The organism is Streptomyces sparsus (assembly GCF_054776295.1).
This window is the reverse complement of sequence record NZ_BAAHCA010000968.1, coordinates 1-1,765: the sequence shown is the minus strand read 5'-3', so window position 1 is coordinate 1,765 and position 1,765 is coordinate 1. Positions and strand designations below refer to the sequence as shown.

Genomic DNA, 1,765 nt, shown 5'->3' with positions numbered 1-1,765 from the left:
GGCGGCGGCCGTGCGCACGGCGTGTTCCACCACTGCCACCAGGGCGTCGCGGGCCGACTCGCGTCGGCGGGCGTCGCACAGCACGACCGGGACGCGCGATTCCAGACCGAGGGCGGCGCGGACCGACTCGGCCGGGTGGTGGGCGGCTCCGTCGAAGCAGTTCACGGCGACCGCGAACGGGATGCCGCGGCGCTCGAAGTAGTCGATGGCCGCGAAGCAGTCCTCCAGCCGGCGGGTGTCCACCAGGACGACCGCGCCCAGCGCCCCCTGGGCCAACTCGTCCCACAGGAACCAGAAGCGGTCCTGGCCCGGGGTGCCGAACAGGTAGAGCACCAGGGCGTCGCTCAGGGTCAGCCGGCCGAAGTCCATGGCCACGGTGGTGGTGTGCTTGTTCTCCACGCCGTCGGTGTTGTCGAAGGCCCGGCCCGCCTCGGTCAGCGCCTCCTCGGTGCGGAGCGGCTTGATCTCGCTGACCGCCCCGACGAAGGTCGTCTTGCCCACGCCGAAGCCACCCGCCACCAGGATCTTCAGTGCGGTCGGCGGGGCTGCGGTGCCACCGCGCCGCTCAGAGTGCCCGGAGCCCATTGATCACCTCGCGGAGTATGTCCTCGTCGGGCAGTTCGGCCGGTGGGACGGGCCGGCTCACCTTGACCAGCTCCGCGTTGATCAGGTCGCCGAGCAGCACCCGGATCACGCCCACGGGCAGGTCCAGGTCGGCGGCGAGTTCGGCCACCGACTGCGACGTGCGCCGGCAGCGCAGCACGATGTCGATGTGCTCGGGTGCCAGTGTGCGGTCGACGTGCAGGGTGTCGGTCTGGTCGCCCGCCCGAGTCGTGGGCTTGCCGTCGGGTCCGGCCTCGGGCCGGCCGAGGTGGAAGGCCGGTGCCGACACCAGTGCGATCAGGTCGAGGCGGGCGTCCGCGGCGCTGCGGGTGCGGCCTCTGGTCATGGCGTAGGGACGCACGACCGGACCGGCGGCGTCGTCGAACCATCGCTCCCTCATGCGCTGTCCCCCACCTTCGCGGTCAGCCGCCGTCGGGCCGGTCGTCGCGCGGTGCGGTGCCCAGGTGCGCACCGACCCGCTTGACCAGCAGGGTCATCTCGTAGGCGATCAGGCCGACGTCGGAGTCCGCTTCGGCGAGCACGGCCAGGCAGCTGCCGTCGCCCGCGGCGGTGACGAACAGGAACGCGTCGTCGAGTTCGACGACGGTCTGCCGGACGCCGCCCGCGCCGAAGTGGCGGCCCACGCCCCTGGCCAGGCTGTGGAACCCGGAGGCGACGGCCGCCAGGTGCTCACCGTCCTCCCGCGGCAGGTCCTTGGACGTGCCCCTCGGCAGTCCGTCGCCGGACAGGACCAGCGCCTTGCGTATGCTGCCGACGCGCGTCACCAACTCGTCGAGCAGCCAGTTCAGTTCTCCGGCCCCGGTCGAGTGGGTGTCGCGTGCGGCTCTTGGTGCGGTCATGGACCGTCCCCCTCCGGTGTGGTTCTGTCGTTGTGCTCCCGGCCGCGCTGCCAGCCCCGCTGGAGCGCCGACATCCTGCTGCGGACCGCGTCCGCGTCCCGGTCGGCCTCGGACGTGTGGTGGTCCGCCGAGGCCTTCTCGCCGAGGCCCACAGGAACCTCGGGGTCTGCGGCGTCAGAGGCATCAGACGCCTGGTCCGGGACGCGCTGCTGTCTCAGTTGCGGTGCCAGGCTGGCCTGCCGTACCCGGCGGGGCAGGCCGCCGGGGGACGGCGCCGGGCGGGACTCCCGGGGCGCCTCGCC

4 protein-coding genes are annotated in these 1,765 nt (G+C 73.0%); all 4 read right to left on the bottom strand.

Annotated features, from left to right (window positions below):
- Positions 1-585, bottom strand: a 585-nt coding sequence (locus tag ACYVE9_RS25425) for a GTP-binding protein (protein WP_461030237.1), incomplete at its 3' end; no start/stop codon positions are given.
- Positions 566-1,003 (bottom strand): DUF742 domain-containing protein, encoded by a 438-nt coding sequence (locus tag ACYVE9_RS25420; protein ID WP_461030236.1) that lies wholly within the window; start codon positions 1,001-1,003, stop codon positions 566-568. The genes ACYVE9_RS25420 and ACYVE9_RS25425, both read right to left, overlap by 20 nt.
- Before the next feature lie 22 nt (positions 1,004-1,025).
- A complete protein-coding gene (locus ACYVE9_RS25415; protein ID WP_461030235.1) occupies positions 1,026-1,463 on the bottom strand; it encodes a roadblock/LC7 domain-containing protein in 438 nt (145 codons plus the stop codon).
- Positions 1,460-1,765, bottom strand: a 306-nt coding sequence (locus ACYVE9_RS25410; RefSeq protein ID WP_461030234.1) for a hypothetical protein, incomplete at its 5' end; no start/stop codon positions are given. The genes ACYVE9_RS25415 and ACYVE9_RS25410, both read right to left, overlap by 4 nt.